Consider the following 15,823-nt stretch of genomic DNA (forward strand, 5'->3'; position numbering starts at 1 on the left):
AAACCAACGACGACGAATATGAAGACCAGACCCGCAGACTCTCGTTATGAATGAGGGAGCCTCGGGGGGCAGGTCACCTTTTAGGCGGCATCGAATTCGCAGTCGGCCGTTTGAGTCCATCGCATCCACCCACCAGCCGTCGGTTCGCTCTCGGGTTAACATCAGGAAACCGAAGCTACTATCGTTGACCACGGTACTGGCCAAACTTCCGGCAACTTCAAGATTGTTCTCCATGCTAGTTGGCATTGGATCAAGCAGCGTCCCGCCGTTGCCGCTGATTAACTGAATTGGACCGGTGGCCAAATCGATCCCCTGAAAGGCATGGATATGACCGGACAGAATAAGGTTTAGCAACTCCGGCATGGTCGCGCTGAATGCCGCACGCTGAGTATCGTCACCATCGATCAGCTCACCAAACGCGTGCATGTTCGCCCAAAGTGGGCGATGCGTCAGAAGCCAGGTTTCCTGTTTGATGTTCGTAAACACATCCCTCGCCATGCGCCCATATATGGGTAACAACTCTGGGCTACTTTCCGGCGCCGATCCAGCAGATGAATCGAAAGCAACCAAATCCAGGCCATTGACCGAGGCCACCCAGGGTGCGGTTGCAGCTGGGCAATCTGCCGGAAAGGACCGAGGTGCAAAATACCTGAACCAGCCTTTGTCGCCGCGTCCACAGCTTTCATGATTGCCTCTAAGAAATATGAAAGGGGCAATCGAAAACAATTCTTCAGCCGGGTTAAACCAGTCCGCTGACCAAGTTTGGAAATTATCGCCGAATGGAGACCCATCGCATTTGTCCGGTTCAGGACATTCCGTAGATCGGTACAGGTAGTCGCCGACGTGGATTATCAGATCCGGCGATCTGGCTGCAATTTCTGCTGCGATCGATTTCAATGGCCAGGCAGCTGGATCATTGCAGGCCTGCACCACGCCTCGCCTGATACGACAGCCGGTGTCTCCAAACACGACAATGCGCTGGATGTCCGGTTTCAGCGTTGGAAGGACCTTATCCTCTTGCGCTATCTGCTGCGGCGCTTGTGCGCGATGTTCGCAAACAATTTCCGGGAAATGTTCTGCTTGTTCAGTGCGTTTGTTCATAGTGACAGAACGCCCATCGACTTGCAGCGTGGGGCAATTCGGCGATCGGGCGATGACACGGACAATCGTTTCCGTGCCGGGCCCAAGCTGAACCCAATTGTACAGCACTTCGGCGGCAGAAAGCGGAACCGCGAAAGCGAACCACATCCATGCTCCAAAAACGAATGAACCAGTTCTTACTGACAAGCGCGCATCCCTCTTGAATGACAAAACGAATTTACGCTCAGCGACCCGTAAGTCCAGTGGATACGAAATTCTGCAGAAACGCCCGGAAGGAACGAATTTCAGCACTACGACCTATACCGTCGTCAGTGGCAGATCCGCAGTGGACGCTGACGTCCTGTTTGGGTTGCATCGGGGACTACGAAACACCTGAACTGATTATTATCTGGTTTGCCTACCTGGAAGACTTCCAAGTCAAATAAATGCTGCGCTGTGCATGAATGTCCGGCATTGGGAAGGTCGGATGGTACAAATTTTGGGCATTGAACGTTGGCAATGGGCCGTTGCTCATCAAACGAAAAACGCGTGAGCGCTAGATGTTGCGCTTGCACCTAGGTTGTCAGTGAGTCCATCGGGCCGGCGGCGAGAACGCATGTTTGCATTGGCTCACACGCAACGGAAATCCCCATGCCCGACATCGCTTATTCTCGGGACCGGCTCTTCGCCGCGGATCGGAACGATTAGATTTTGCATGGAGAGTACTATTGGATTGAAGAACTAGTGAATTGATCTCACAACGCCCTTAACTCCGGCCCTGAGCGACGCTAGTCTCAGAACCGAGCAACGCTGAAAGGAGCCACCCAATGTCACTCTTCGCAAAACTCTTCGGTAGCAGCGAAAAGTCGGAGCCTGAGCCGGTCTCGTACAAAGGGTTCGACGTCTTCCCCGATCCGGTGGCCGAGGGCGGCAAGTACCGCCTGTCGGCCCGTATCGAAAAGACAATTGACGGAGATCGCAAGACCCATGTGGTGATCCGGGCGGACGTCTTTGAAAGCCGGGATCAGGCCGAAAGCTTCAGCATCGCCAAGGCGAAGCAAGTGGTTGACGAGCAAGGTGAACGCATATTCGGTTCAGGGGACCGATAGCTTGAAGCCAGCGCAGCGAACGGTGCGGTGTTGCCGTCAAATCCATCGGTCCTGCCGTCTAGAACTTGGAGAAACGTGAGGCCTTCCGCAGCCTCCTTTGGTTAACAAGGGTCAAGATAGAGTTCATATTTGGGCATGTCTGGGGTCTTGCGCATGCAGTAACAATTTCCAGCGGGTTGTCTGATTCTTAATACTCAATTCTTTGTGTGGCCTACTGCAGCATATTGCACCAACCACTATCGGCAAATTGGCAACTCAAGTGGCGGCTGTTGGGGCAGAGATGACCGCCATTGATTGATGATCGGTTGCAAGGTTCTTTTCGGCCAGAACTTCGGTGCACCGATCGCTTGCAGACATGCGGCGTTCCAATAGACGCCTGCACGCGAAAGCGGTTGTCCCTGCTTCACCGCTTTGGCAACAGCATTGATGTCTTTCGATTCGGGATAGATATAGAGGGTGGTAGGGTTCCTTTCGACAAGCGCCAAAATCTCTTTCGATGCAGTTTGCGACCAGGTTGTGCATCCGTTGCTACGACCACCGGTATAATTCACGAGCTTGCCGTACGGGACATATCCATCCTTGTCGGCATGTGTGCTTTGCGGGTTCTTGAATCGGCATTGCCACTTGAGAAAAACTGCGGGATGACCACCGATGGCACGTTCCCGGGCGTTGCTTGTTTCGCCTTCCCCGTCAAACAACAGGAATGTCCGATAAAACGGTTTGGTCTTGCCAGAGTGCTGGTAGTATCCTTTGAAGGAGGTCCGGGTCTCGGCCGTAACGTAAGCTCCGCCCGCAGTCAGCTTTGAACCTTCTGCATTGCTGAAGTTCTTCGCGCATTGTCGGCCATTTGCGAAATTGGCCCGCCGCAATTTTCGGCCATTGCCGTAGCCGGACGAAACGGCATGGAACGACTTTTGGGCCTCGCAAATCACATAAAACCGTCGCCCCGGGTTGCCATTCCGCGCCGTGCTGGGACGTGTGGCGTCCTTTGCTAGATAGCAGGGGTTCGAAACTTCGCCCTGCCGGAGTTTCTTCTGATAAAGCGCACGAGCCCGTTTCAGGACTATCGGCGCGATTTGACCTTCAGATGCGCCCACGTGTTTTTGCAGCCATGCTGGTATTTCTTTTGACAACGCATTGCCTCGATTGGGGAATGAGCCAACAATTAGGGCAATGATCAAGACGGTGATCGAAAGACAGAGTGAATTCGGTCGCAACGGGACTGCTCCTGCTAGACTATCCTCCGGTCCAGTCTAGCACGGAAATCTAGCCCGATCGTGGATCTGTTTTGTTGGATCGACAGATACTGTTGCCGTTAGTCCCAACCCCATAGTCCTGGTTTCTGTTTTCGACGGTAATTCGGACGAAAAAGAGAGTCCAAGCAACTGGACATCATAATTTCTGCATCCACATGAAGGTTATGTTCACACGGCGCTCATTCCTGTTGGCTTCTGCTCTCGCTGTGTCTGTGTCTTTCATTGTGCGGGGAAACCCGCCCGGCAAGATCTGCTGGCTATTTCGGAGACTTGATCGAATTTCTGAACGGACCGGTTCTGAATTTGGCGTGATGTCTTGATCTGGGCCCCGAACAGTTTCCACAGCGCCTCAACAAAGCCCCCTTTAGTGGGTGACGTACACCTTCCGGTCCCCGGCTGCGAGCATGAAATAATTCGCTATCAGCGAAGGTCCTGTGTGGATGGCTCCTGAACCCTCCGGCTGGCGTGCAGTATTCGTGAGATGAACCCCTGAACGGTATTTGTGCAAAAAGCCTCATGGCGCTCCAAATTGAGCGCAAAGCTGGCCCCAAAAATTGTCCAGTGCTGGAAAGCTATTGCCTTTGCGCCGTGCGGCACAAATGTTCCATGTCAGCGTTTCGGTTGTTTGAACTTGTGTCAGCAACCCCAAAGCTTGATGTTGCGCAAAATCTGCGCGCATGCCTCCACATACGAGATCAACACGGCATGCCAGATCGGTCATTAACGCAAAGTCGTCGCATTCGACTTGCGGCAAGGTATTGGTGATCTGCCAGGCTTCTTCTGTCCCTCCAAGGACATTTGCGATTGCCGTACGCCAATGACGGTGGAGATGCGCAGTGATGAAGCGATCTCGAAAAACATCGGCGACGCTCACTTTCGACGCCTGATGCAGCGGGTGAGATGGCCTTGCCCAGAAAGAAACGGGTTCTTTTTGAAGCATATGGAGATCGAGATCACTCAAATCCGGAGTATGGGTGAGGTCACAGACCGCCACGTCAAGTTCCCCGTTGCGAAGCCCTTCCAGCGGCGCCTTTGTCGCGCTCACCTGTACACGGGTTCTTAAGTCGGGCTGATCTTTCATCATTTCAGCAAGAAGTGGGGCAACGACCGTACGCGTGGTCAAGGGGCCACACCCGATATTGAGTATGTCAGGGCCGGTGTCTCGCAATCGTTCGACGCCGGTTTCAAAGCGGCTGGTGGCCTCCATGAAGGCGTCCAGCATTGAAAGAAACTCCTGTCCGGCGGCTGTCAGGGAAGCGCCTTTCGCGAGACGCTCGAACAACGGGTGACCAGCGTAACTTTCCGCTTGCGCAATGTAGCGAGAGAAGCTTGCAGGCGACCTCCCGAGCGCATCGGCTGCCGCCCGAAAATTCCTGTGCTGCGCCAAGGCACGGACCGCTGCGGCGACTTTGGTATCGATCATGTCTTCCATGTCCCAAATTTTGCGATGTCCGTACCAAGAAGTGAAACGGATGTCTTGCGATATCGCATTCCGCGATACTCACATGTCAGAATAACGGCGAGGGGAAAATCGCCCAAAGCACGTTAGTCAAAGGAAGGCCTGAATGGTTCAAGTTAAATCGGCAATCACTTTATTTGGCGTCTGCGCAGTCTTTGCGACTGCAACATTCGCTCAGGTAGATGAACGGCCCAATATCCTCATTCTCATTGCGGATGACATGGGGTTTTCAGACGTCGGATCGTTCGGCAGTGAAATTGACACACCGGCCATAGATCAACTGGCCGAGCAGGGGATGCTGTTCACGAACTTCCATGTTGGAGCATCCTGTTCCCCAACGCGCACGATGCTGATCAGCGGCGTGGATAACCACCTGGCCGGTTTGGGGAACATGGCCGAAATTCAAGCCGACAACCAGTTCGGCAAGCAAGGTTACGAAGGCCATCTCAATGACAAGGTCGTGGCACTTCCAAGGCTGTTGCGGGACGCGGGTTACAACACCTACATGACCGGCAAATGGCATTTGGGTCATGAACCCGGAACAATCGCCTACGACCGTGGTTTCCAGAAATCGTTTATGCTGGGCGAAAGCGGTGCCGACAACTGGGTAGAGCAACCCTACGCGCCTTTCTACAAGCGTGTGCATTATTATGAAGACGACCAGTTGGTCAAATTGCCGGTAGATGAAAACTATTTCTCATCCAACTTCTACACGGACCGGATGATCGAATACATCGATGAGAGCCTTGATGACGGCAAGCCATTCCTGGCTTGGGTCGGCTATCAGGCGGTGCACTACCCGCATCAGGCGCCGAAAGAGTTCATCGATAAATACAATGGTGTCTACGATGACGGCTTCGAAGCGCTGCGCGTCTCACGCTTGCAAAAGCAAAAGGAGATGGGATTGGTCTCGCCGGATGTTGAGCTTGACCCTGACTTTGCCAAAACCTCGTACGAGCCATGGCAGATGCCCGATTGGGAGAGCCTGACAGAAGAGGAAAAGGCGTTCAACACACGTCGCATGCAGACCTATGCTGGCATGCTCGACAATATGGACACGAACATTTCACGCATTTTGGATTACCTTGACGAGAAGGGCATCGCGGACAACACGCTTGTGATTTTCATGGCAGATAACGGTCCCGACCCCAACCAGCTGCCGCTGTCTGAGGCCTATCGTGACTGGTACAAGGCGAACTACGACAAGGTCTATATAGAGGACTTCGACGGCGACTATTCCGATATGGGGCAGAAGGGCGTCTATGCGGATTATGGCCCGGGTTGGGCCGCAGCTTCAGCAGTACCTGGGAGCTACTACAAGACGTTCTCAACTGAGGGAGGTTTGCGCGTGCCCTTCATCGTCCGGTTCCCCGGTACAGTGGAGCCGGGCAGCCAGATGGACAAATTTGCCTATGTGCGGGACGTGGTGCCGACCTTGCTTGAACTGGCGGGCGTAGACGTGCCCGAGGGAACGTATGATGGTCGTGAGATCTACTCACCTGACGGGATCAGCATGCTTCCGGTTTTGCAAGGCAAGCAAGACACCGTCCGCACCGAAGAGCACCCGGTTGGGTATGAACTCGCCGGATCTTCCGCCGTGTTCAAAGGCCGCTGGAAACTGGTACAGAACCTCGCGCCCAAAGGGACAGGTGCATGGGAGCTGTATGACATCGAAGCCGACCCGTCAGAGCTGCATGACCTTGCTGGTGAGAACGGCAAACTGGTTGCTGAGATGCAGATGTTTTATGACCAGTGGGCGGACGATGTGAACCTCGTCCCAGTGCCTGAAGGGTATAACCCGCTTGAGCAAACGGTCATAAATGCCAAGCGAAATGGCAGCCACTAAGACCGCGTAACCAAGTGCCCAGTGGTGTCTAAAACATCACTGGGTGTACTGTGTTGATCCCATTTGTGCGTACAGTGATGCGAGGTAAGCGTTTTGAGGAAGAGTATCCGGACGAAACACGGACAGCATTGCCTCTGCCGCAAGGTTCTCAGGCGATCAGCGGCCCGAACTTGATGATCCGACACCGGACGGTCCCTTAAGAGGCATCGATCCCGCGTGCCAGCAACATATTCTCGCGGTCGCGGTGTATGGTTTGCCACGATGTAGAACGAAAGCAGTCGATCCATCACATCAATTAACCAAAATCTGCAGGTTGCCACGGTTGCAAAAATCTCATTAAGCTGCGCAAACCAACAATCTGTTTTTTCCTCATGCGCAGACGTATTCCATCCATTTCCGCCTTGCTTGCATTCGAGGCCGCCGCGAAGCTACAAAACTTCGCCAGAGCGGCAGAAGAGCTTAATCTTTCGCAGAGTGCAGTTAGTCGTCAGATTCAGTCCCTTGAGGATTTTGTTGGTCAGTCACTTTTCCATCGATCCAAGCAACGCGTCAGGCTGACAACTGCCGGCATTGGCTTGATGGCAGATTTGTCTCCGCTCCTTGAGGAGATGGAGCTCTCTCTCCTCAAGGTTAAAACGCATGATAGCGAAGACGGTAGCCTGAATTTGGGGGTGTATCCCACCCTGGGCAGTCGATGGTTGATGCCAATCCTCATGCAGCCCAAAGCCGATCTCGCCCGGTCCAGTTTTAACCTGATCACTTACCTGAAGAACAGCGAAATTGATTCGAGTCTCATAGACTTGGCAATTGTGCAGGGGAATGCTCCATGGCCCGGGTTTCGAGCAGACCGGTTGATGCCGGAGACGCTTTTGGTTGTGGGAGCACCGGATATTTTGCCGGGCTCAGTAGACGATCCGACCGCGTTGCTTGATTGCCGGATTCTACAGCACGCGACCAGACCTCGGTCCTGGGAGATTTGGTTCGAAAATCTCGGCGTACCGTTGAACCGCAAGATCATCGGCCCGGTGTTCAGTCAGTTCGAAATGCTCATTGATGCGGTCAAGTCCGGGCATGGAATTGCCATCATTCCAAGGGTATTGATCCACAAGGAACTGGCCAATGGAACACTGATCCCGCTAAATCCTTTCGAAGCCAGCACAGAAAGCGCCTATTTTCTACTGACACCGGATCGCAAGGTTGGTGTGGCACGTATTGAACGTATGCGCAGCTGGCTGCTTGAGAACGCGCAAGATTGACGCGCAGAGGTTCAAGTTAATGCGTTTTCGTCATCAACTCATGAGAAATCACCGCTACAAAACACTCACTCGGGTTACGTATCTTGGACGGAAACACCAGCCTATAAGGAGATCCAAAAAAACATGTCCTTTACGCCGCAAATTCAAGACAGTGATGTTGCTCTGATCGAACGGTCGATGTCCACCATGCTCGATTACAAGTCGGTCGCGGAATTTGTTCCGGGTCCCGGCATTGCGCGTCTGAATCTGAAGTTTGACATCGCCAAGCTGCAAGAAGCGCTTCAGGAATGTCTTCGTCGTGAAGAGTTCATGGGCGGGATGCAGGATCAGGGGTTTTCCACGCTGCCGCTGACGCAACGCCCGGGCCAGACCGAATGGACCGCAAATGACCTCTCGGGTCGTTATTGGCTGCGTGCAGATGACCGCTATTTGGAAGAGCCGCGCGAGGATCTGGTGCCGGAGGTCGACTTTTCCGAGTTCAACCCGAAATTCAAAGGCACATATTTTGAGTTTGTGTATCAGGAACTGAGCAAACGTTTTCCCATTGGGCGCACGCGAATCCTGTCCAAGGGGCTTTATAACTGCAACTCCTGGCACCGTGACCCCGAACCGCGCCTGCATATACCCGTGCTTTCAAACCCCGGCTCTTTGTTCGTGGTGAACCATCATGTGACGCATCTGCCCGCCGATGGTTCGGTCTATTTCACGGACACACGCGCCTACCACACGGCTCTGAATGGCGGTGAACAGCACCGTGTGCATATCGTTGCGGCGCTCGCCTACGATCAGGTCAAGGAATGAGCCTGTACGGATACAGCTTGGCAGATACGGGCACAAACTGCCTATGTGATCTGCGCAGCGATACGCTAACCAAACCCAGCCCCCACATGCGCGAGGTGATGAGCCAAGCACAGGTTGGCGACGATGTTTATGGTGAAGATCCCACGGTCAACCGTCTGGAACAGGAGCTGGCCGCGCGTCTGGGCAAGGATGCCGCCGTTTTCTTTCCAACCGGAACACAAAGTAATCTGGCGGCGGTCATGGCCCATTGTGGGCGCGGGGATGAGATGATCGTGGGAGACCGCTATCATCTGTTCTGTGATGAGGCGGCTGGCGTTTCTGTTTTGGCGGGTGTTTCGATGAACCCGGCATCTGTCTCAGAAGATGGGGGCCTGGATCCTGACCGTATCAAAGCTGCGATCAAGGTTGATGATCCGCACTATGCCCGCAGCCGTCTGCTCAGCCTTGAAAACACTGTCGGCGGTCAAGTCGTTCCCTTGGATCGGATCACTGCCGGTGTTCAGGTCGCGCGCGATGCAGGTCTTGCAGTGCATCTGGACGGGGCGCGGTTCTTCAACGCGATAACTGCTTTGGGATGCGACGCGGCGACACTCGCGCTGCCGTTTGATACGGTTTCGATCTGTCTGTCGAAAGGACTTGGCGCACCGGTCGGGTCAGTGCTGGTGGGGCCTGATGAGTTGATGAGGCAGATCCGGCGCAATCGGAAAATTTTGGGCGGCGCGATGCGTCAATCGGGTGTGCTGGCTGCGGCCGGCCTTTTTGCGCTGGAACATCATCTGCCAAAACTGGTCGAAGATCATACCCGTGCGGCCCAGCTTGCGGACACCCTGCGCGAGACGGGCATTGGGCATGTTTCTTCGCAAACGAATATGGTTTTCCTGACGCCCGCAGCTGAGGATCATACCCGACTGATTGCCCATATGGCTCAGGCCGGCGTCAAGATCGGGGGGCAGTCGCCGGCCATACGTATGGTCCTGCACCGAGACGTGGACGACGAAGCGCTCGGGGTGGCGATCCGCGCGCTCCGGGATTTTGTGCCTGTCTGAACCCCTGGAAGGTCTGCCCGAAACTGAGGTGATGATATGAAAGATGTTATCCGTTTCATTCTGAATACAACGTACGACGAGCTTCCTGAAGCGGTCGTTCAAGACGCAGTACGCGCGCTGGTGGATACGCTTGGGGTCGGCATGAGCGCGGTTCAGACCGAGCTGTCGCGGATCATCGGAACTCATGCGCAGGTCATGTTTGGCGGGCAGGCGGCGCAGATCTGGCCCGAAGGAAAAACAGCGAGCGCCGCCGGGGCAGCCCTTGCCAACGGCATGACCATTGACGCGCTGGATGCTCATGACGGGCACAAATTGACCAAAGGCCATGTCGGGTGCGGTGTCATCCCGTCAGGCATTGCGCTGGCTCAGGCCGAAGGGCTGGCGGACGCGCGGGAATTTCTAACCCTCGTGGTAATTGGCTACGAGATCGGCACGCGCGCGGGCATCGCCCTGCATCGCAGTGCCTGCGATTATCACACATCCGGGGCATGGGTCGCCCTGGCCGCTGCTGCGATGGGTGCGCGCATTCTGGGGCTGGATGAGACCCGCGCGCGCGAGGCGCTGGGAATCGCCGAATATCATGGTCCTCGCAGCCAGATGATGCGTGCCATTGATGCGCCAACCATGGTCAAGGATGGATCTGGCTGGGGGGCGATGGCCGGCGTTTCTGCGGCCTATCTCGCCCGCGATGGTTTCACTGGCGCTCCGGCGATCTCGGTAGAGGCTCAGGACCTGTCAGATATCTGGAGTGATATCGGAGCGCATTGGTATATTCAGGACCAGTACATCAAGCTCTACCCGGTCTGCCGGTGGGCACAACCTGCGGCCGAAGCGGTCATGGCGCTGCAACGTGATCATGGCTTTGGCATCGAAGAAATTACTTCGATCCGGATCGAGAGTTTTCACGAGGCCAAGCGCCTGAATGCTATGCCGACGACAACGGAACAGGCGCAATATTCACTGCCGTTTTCGGTCGGGGCTGCGCTGGTTGCAGGGACGATCGGAGTGGACGAGGTGATGGCGCCTGGCCTTGGCGATGCCGACATCCTGCGTTTGGCACATCTTGTCCAGATTGAAGAGACCGACGCATTCAATAACGCTTTCCCCGCCCGCCGTTTCGCGCAGGCTTGGATCGGTTTGGTGGATGGCCAAACTCTCACGTCGGAGGCCACCGAAGCAAGGGGTGATCCCGAAGATCGAGTCGGTCACGATGTCATCCGTGAAAAATTCCTGCGGTTGACCGAACCGGTTATGGGATCGACCAAGGCTCGGGATTTGTTATCCAGCATAGAAGAGCTTGCCAATGGGGGAGATTTGAACAGTATGATTGCCAAATTGAGCTACAATGCAAAGTTGCAGGATGCCGGCACAGCGCGAGTCAGCGCCGACATTTCGCAGTAGCCAATAGGCGGATCAAGTTGTCCAATCGGAATTTGACGGGGGTACCGGATGGCCGTGACTTTTGATGAATTTGCTGCCGGATTACAGTACGAAGATCTGCCCCCAAAGGCCTTGTGGACATTACGCCGTTCGTTTCTCGATACGATGGGCGTCGCCGCAGTTGGGGCAACAACTGAACTATCAGCAATTACCCGCCGTATCGCTCCGATGCTGTTCGGCACCGGTACAACTGGAAGCGCGAAGATATTGATGGATGGATGTTCAGTCAGCCCGGTTGGCGCGGCCATGGCCGGGGCTTTCACCATAGACAGTATCGACGCGCATGATGGAACAACTCCGTGCAAAGGGCACGCAGGTTCGGCGATTTTCCCAGCAATGATTGCGATGGCTCAGGCCAGCGCAACAGAGTTTGACGGGCCGAGCTTTGCCGGAATTATTGCCACCGCTTACGAACTGTCCTATCGCGCTGGCTTGGCGCAACACGCGACCTGTGCCGACTACCACACCTCGGGGGCCTGGACTGCAGTCGGCGTGGCTGCGGCAGGAGCTAGGTTGTTGGGCGGCACAACGCAGCAAATCCGTCACGCAGCCGGGATTGGTGAATATCATGGACCGCGCAGCCAGATGATGCGGTGTATCGATCACCCTACCATGCTGCGAGACGGGGTAGGTTGGGGCGCTCCGTCGGGTGTGACGGCCGCTTATCTGGCCAGCGAAGGGTTTACTGGCGCACCCGCCCTGACCTGTGAAAGCGAGGAATCCGCACCGTATTGGGAAGATCTGGGAACGGGGTGGCGGTTGATTGACCACACACATTACAAAGCCTATCCCTGCTGCCGCTGGGCGCATCCGTCTGTCGATTCCGTCAAGGACATGATGCAGGCGCATAATCTGTCTCACGGTCAAATTGATCGCGTCGAAATCCGCACTTTCCACTATGCAACCCGGCTTGCCGGTCACGCACCCACCACGCCCGACGAATTCGCCTACTCCATCGCGTTTCCGGTCGCTGCAATGATCGTGCGCGGACAAGTTGGGGTTGAAGAGCTTGGCCTGGATACCTTGCAAGACCCGGATATCTTGCGTGTCAGCCGGTCAGTCCAATTGATCGACGATCCAGAGATGACTCGGATCAGCACGGATAAACGTTGGGCGCAAGTCGCGCTGATCCTGACAGATGGCCGCCGGATCGAGGATAAGCCGCGCGCCCCGCGCGGAGATTCAGATGCGCCGCTGAGCGATGCCGAGATCTACGCCAAATACCATCTCTTGGCGGACCCGGTAATGGGTGAGCAAAGAGCAAAGAAACTTGCCGAACACGCATTTCACTTCGATAGCTTGGACACCAAAGAGTTTAACCATTTACTCGACCTATGTGTTCAGCCGGTTTGAAAACAGGATCTTTTCCCGATCAGTGAATGGTGGTCCTGGCTTTTGACCAGTTTGCGGTGTTGTAAAGATGGATCAGAGGTTCATCTCTGGCTGCTGAATTCATTGGCTCTGTTTTGCTTTCGTGGTTCTCGTGGGCGGCAATAAGCCATGGGTCGAGTGTAGGCGATCAGAGTTGTAGGTGATCAGCCGGTTGCCCGAACGGCGACACTGGAAAACCAAACGATCACCTTGGTGGACGACAAATTTGGGTCATAACCAACTTAGCTCCAGAACACGTGCAGAGAACTCGGTCGCAGTTGCTTTGCTTCTGTGCTTGGCGAGCAAGAAACTCATGATCTTACCGATCTTGACGATAGCTCGAAACAGAGACACCCCTTCGCCCTAAAAGCGGACGTATGTTCATTGGTTGAACTGCAGCTCTCGGTGAAAGTGGTCCGACAGGGCCACGGCACTACGAGCCATTCTTGGGGTGCCGCGGGCTTGCACCTGGACAGCACAGTCGCCCGCCGTAAAAAATTGTGCGTTCTCAGATCATTGGCGGGAAACATGGCTTTGAAAAGCACTTGATCCGCCTGGGGTGCCTAGTGTTGGTTGCGTCGAAATGGCATCCCAATTAAGGAAAGTGTGATTCAAGGAACAGCCAATGCTCAATGCGATATTATTAGGGTTCGCTAATGACGGAATTGCTTCCAAAGCTGATAAAAAGTGCCTCGGGTACGCTGACGAAACTGACCAAAATTAGATGTGTAGAAAGCTACCCACTGCCTTCGAGTTGCGAACCTGCAAATCTGTTCTCGTGGCCCAATACAAGGTTTCTTGACAAAGACGGCGCATCTTTTCTTGAAGGTCGAGGCGTCTGTTTGCGCGACGGTCATATTAAGACATTTCCGGTCCCATACAGTTTGTACGGTGAAATGGAAAAAGTCGATGACCCCAATGTGGCTACAATCAAGCTAACCAGAACGGTTCTAGATGTGTTTCAAATAACCGCCGAGGGCAAGCCCGTTACGGGCATTACGGCAGTATGGGACACCTCGGAGCATCCAAATCGTACCGTTCCTACCTCCATGTCAGATACTCAGGGTCTGAGAGAATTTGGAACACATCGGGACAGCTTCCTCCTCTTCCACCGGGAAGGCGAGAAATATGATATTAAGTTACGCCCATTCGCAGTCCGTTCAGTGTTACGAGAAAAACCTGAACTCAGGGAGTTTGCGATTTCTCATAGAGATCTAAGAAAATTTGTTGGCGAAAAGGTGGATAGTAGGGGGCGAAAGAACCGAAATATTGTTTTTCCAGCACATAGAGATTACTTGCGGGATGTGGTTCACCAGACAAACGATGCTGTCGAAAAGCTTGTCGGAAACAACAATTTGGTGAGTGAAATTAAGACGCTCTATCGGTCCAAGTAGTCTATGCAAAAGGTTATTGTTTCGGTACCTCAGCTACCATCCCGCGTCATGTCGTTTGCTTCAGGAGCTTCGCGGATACCTGTCGGCAATTCTCGGTGACTACAGCTGTCACGTTGTATTTTGACGCCTTTGCTCGACGATGGAAGCTGACGAAGTCACGAAGACGTTAGACGACACCCTGGCAGCATCAGTGTCTCCGTTTTTCACTAACCCTGGCTGCTCAACGACTATGAAAGCAGTCCTGTCTCTGGTGATCTGGCGCAATGGTCTGACAGTCTGCGGGCCGTGACCGCTATGGCGACCGGCAATAAGCCTCCAAGCCTACAAATGAAGAAATTCGCATCATTCCCCGCCAACGTGAACATTCCCTGGCTCTGGCGGCGGCTCGACCGGTGCGCGGCCAAATTTCATGACCCTGCTCAACCCTGAGACCGAAGTGCTGCGAGTTCACCGTAGCAGGGTACGCCGTGTTCGGCCATGAACTCTTTCAGATCTGGTAGGGAACACTATTCCGCAGGTGCAGGAAACCAGTGTGCGAAATCACTTCCTAAGGGTCAGGGTTCATAACCATTAGATGACGGTTGTTGCGAGCGCGGTGGCAGGAAGGAATACTTGGGAACAGCGGTCATGGCGGGTTGCAGCGCGTCGCCAATCCTTGAGCCTGCCCCCCCTAGTGCAAGAAGTTTTTGACTATCCAGGCGTGTGATCGAGAGCAAACTTCTGTAAGCCCTCTCTTCGCGGCATTTCCAGAAGCCACAGGCCGGGATGGTGATCAGCGGATCAGGTCCAAATCTAACCGTCTAGCTTTGCGCACGCGGCGATTAACCGGTTTTCCTGATCCAGATCTGCTCGTTCATTGCGCCCATTCATACCAGCGTTTTCTCACACACCCGTGGCACCGGTCCACGCAGCCTTGCATTAGTATCATGCCTTGTTTGCAAGTTCCGGATCTTTGTCGTCCTCGTGTTTCGTCAGCATCACCTATATCTGCCGTTCCATCCAATGCCCGGCAACACATGCTTGCATGTGTGAGATGGATGTTGCCCAGCGCAATCGCGACATTGCGCTAATGATCAGAAAGCGTCGGATATCGGTCTGGTCTGTCTTGGTCATACGTCCCTGCCAAGCTGCGAAGTCACGCCCCGTTTTGAACTGTGCCATATCAGGCCCGAACGCCTCCACCGCGATGGCTGTGACGGGGCCGACACCTGGCATGTTCTGAAGCCGGCGAGCTCTGTCTGACCGGGACTCCAGAGTGGAGAATTTCCTGTTCCTTTCAAGGACCTGAGCTGTTTTCCCTGCATTTTGCGCCAGCAGCTCCGTGCAATCCTCTCGGATCAGTGTTGACAGGTCCGCGGTTTTATCCTCCTACAGCGCTGCCATGTGATCTGGAGAACGTATCCCTACAGGGCATACATGGCCATGCTCATATAGCAATGCCTGTAAGGCATTGACGTCTTCAGCCTTCTGATGGACCAATCGCTGCCGACCGCGAAACATTGCCGCGCGAGATTTTGTTCAACTGTCTCGGCCACTACAAAACGCATTTCCGGCTGACGAGCTGCGAATGCGATCGCCTCGGCATCGGCGGCGTCGTTCTTCTGACGCTTCACGAAAGGGTGCACGTATTGTGGCGCAATTAGCTTGGCCTCATGGCCAAGAGCTTCCATCTCACGCGCCTAAAATGCGTACCGCCATACGCTTTAAAGACAACCAGACAGGGCTCTTGATGTGACATGAACGTGACGAACTGCTTTCGCGTGAG

13 protein-coding genes and 1 pseudogene are annotated in these 15,823 nt (G+C 54.5%); 8 read left to right on the forward strand and 6 right to left on the reverse strand.

Features of this window, described 5'->3' with window-relative positions; genetic code table 11:
* The coding region (locus Q0816_RS14820) for a metallophosphoesterase (RefSeq protein ID WP_298851948.1) at positions 1-1,101 on the reverse strand (1,101 nt) is incomplete at its 3' end.
* 806 nt (positions 1,102-1,907) lie between these two features.
* Here Q0816_RS14820 and Q0816_RS14825 point away from each other — a divergent pair.
* Positions 1,908-2,189: an HlyU family transcriptional regulator gene (locus Q0816_RS14825; protein ID WP_298851950.1), complete on the forward strand. Its 282-nt coding sequence runs from the start codon at positions 1,908-1,910 to the stop codon at positions 2,187-2,189.
* 236 nt (positions 2,190-2,425) lie between these two features.
* Here Q0816_RS14825 and Q0816_RS14830 read toward each other — a convergent pair whose 3' ends face one another.
* A complete protein-coding gene (locus Q0816_RS14830) occupies positions 2,426-3,286 on the reverse strand; it encodes a murein L,D-transpeptidase catalytic domain family protein (RefSeq protein WP_298851952.1) in 861 nt (286 codons plus the stop codon).
* Between the two features lie 673 nt (positions 3,287-3,959).
* Positions 3,960-4,877 (reverse strand): LysR family transcriptional regulator, encoded by a 918-nt coding sequence (locus Q0816_RS14835; RefSeq protein ID WP_298851954.1) that lies wholly within the window; start codon positions 4,875-4,877, stop codon positions 3,960-3,962.
* Between the two features lie 133 nt (positions 4,878-5,010).
* On the opposite strand from Q0816_RS14835, the gene Q0816_RS14840 reads away from it, so the two are divergent.
* From Q0816_RS14840 to Q0816_RS14870, 7 genes are all read left to right on the forward strand, one after another.
* The gene (locus Q0816_RS14840) at positions 5,011-6,750 is read left to right on the forward strand and encodes an arylsulfatase (protein ID WP_298851955.1); all 1,740 of its coding nucleotides are present in this window, start codon (positions 5,011-5,013) and stop codon (positions 6,748-6,750) included.
* Positions 6,751-7,121: 371 nt separating this feature from the next.
* Positions 7,122-8,006, forward strand: a complete 885-nt coding sequence (locus Q0816_RS14845) for a LysR substrate-binding domain-containing protein (protein WP_298851957.1) — start codon at positions 7,122-7,124, stop codon at positions 8,004-8,006.
* Positions 8,007-8,129: 123 nt separating this feature from the next.
* Positions 8,130-8,807, forward strand: a complete 678-nt coding sequence (locus Q0816_RS14850; protein ID WP_298851959.1) for a hypothetical protein — start codon at positions 8,130-8,132, stop codon at positions 8,805-8,807.
* The gene (gene ltaE, locus Q0816_RS14855; RefSeq protein WP_298851962.1) at positions 8,804-9,853 is read left to right on the forward strand and encodes a low-specificity L-threonine aldolase; all 1,050 of its coding nucleotides are present in this window, start codon (positions 8,804-8,806) and stop codon (positions 9,851-9,853) included. Before Q0816_RS14850 ends, ltaE begins: the two co-directional genes overlap by 4 nt.
* A 36-nt stretch (positions 9,854-9,889) precedes the next feature.
* The gene (locus Q0816_RS14860; protein ID WP_298851964.1) at positions 9,890-11,254 is read left to right on the forward strand and encodes an MmgE/PrpD family protein; all 1,365 of its coding nucleotides are present in this window, start codon (positions 9,890-9,892) and stop codon (positions 11,252-11,254) included.
* 48 nt (positions 11,255-11,302) lie between these two features.
* The gene (locus tag Q0816_RS14865) at positions 11,303-12,646 is read left to right on the forward strand and encodes an MmgE/PrpD family protein (RefSeq protein ID WP_298851967.1); all 1,344 of its coding nucleotides are present in this window, start codon (positions 11,303-11,305) and stop codon (positions 12,644-12,646) included.
* Between the two features lie 674 nt (positions 12,647-13,320).
* Complete coding sequence (locus Q0816_RS14870; RefSeq protein ID WP_298851969.1) at positions 13,321-14,058, forward strand: hypothetical protein; 738 nt, start codon at positions 13,321-13,323, stop codon at positions 14,056-14,058.
* A 570-nt stretch (positions 14,059-14,628) separates the two neighbouring features.
* Here Q0816_RS14870 and Q0816_RS14875 read toward each other — a convergent pair.
* The 3 genes and pseudogenes from Q0816_RS14875 to Q0816_RS14880 all read right to left on the reverse strand — a co-directional run.
* Positions 14,629-14,724 (reverse strand): annotated as a pseudogene (locus tag Q0816_RS14875) (IS5/IS1182 family transposase); the annotation flags it as partial.
* 315 nt (positions 14,725-15,039) lie between these two features.
* Positions 15,040-15,273, reverse strand: coding sequence for a transposase (locus tag Q0816_RS26050; protein ID WP_367180498.1), 234 nt, complete (start codon positions 15,271-15,273; stop codon positions 15,040-15,042).
* A 188-nt stretch (positions 15,274-15,461) separates the two neighbouring features.
* Complete coding sequence (locus tag Q0816_RS14880) at positions 15,462-15,728, reverse strand: hypothetical protein (RefSeq protein WP_298851971.1); 267 nt, start codon at positions 15,726-15,728, stop codon at positions 15,462-15,464.
* Positions 15,729-15,823 lie beyond the last annotated feature (95 nt).

The sequence above is a fragment of the uncultured Ruegeria sp. genome (assembly GCF_947497005.1).
In the GTDB taxonomy this organism is placed as follows: domain Bacteria; phylum Pseudomonadota; class Alphaproteobacteria; order Rhodobacterales; family Rhodobacteraceae; genus Ruegeria.